General features: G+C 63.4%; 1 pseudogene. It reads left to right on the forward strand.

The features are described 5' to 3' along the window. Positions 1-517, forward strand: a pseudogene (locus KFO72_RS41925) (hypothetical protein); the annotation flags it as partial.

The raw sequence follows: 517 nt of genomic DNA on the forward strand, positions 1-517 counted from the left end.
ACGAACATCGTCAACGGTGGCGGCATCAAGTACTTCCACGCGAATTCGACGCTGGCGGACTCGGTGGCATCGGGCACGGAGTCGGTGGCGATTGGCGGCAACGCAAGCGCGACGACGGCGAACTCGGTAGCACTGGGCTCGAACTCGGTGGCGAACTCGACGACGCTGGGCACGGCGGGCTTCAACCCGGGCGGCGCAGCGATCTCGGCGGGTACGGCTGCGGGCGAAGTGTCGATCGGCAAGGCAGGCGCAGAGCGTCGCATCACGAACGTGGCAGCAGGCTATGCGGCAACGGATGCGGTGAACGTGAGCCAGCTGATGTCGGAAGACGCGAAGGTCAACACTGAAGGCACGAGCATCGCGAACGTGATCGGTGGCGGTTCGACGTACAACTCGACGACGGGTGCGATCACGGGTCCGACGTTCAACATCGGCGGCAAGACGATCACGACGATTGCTGGTGCAATCACCAACATCGACGGCCGTGTGACGCAGAACACGACGGACATCAGCAACA

This window comes from Paraburkholderia sp. XV, from assembly GCF_020177535.1.
Lineage (GTDB): Bacteria > Pseudomonadota > Gammaproteobacteria > Burkholderiales > Burkholderiaceae > Paraburkholderia > Paraburkholderia caribensis.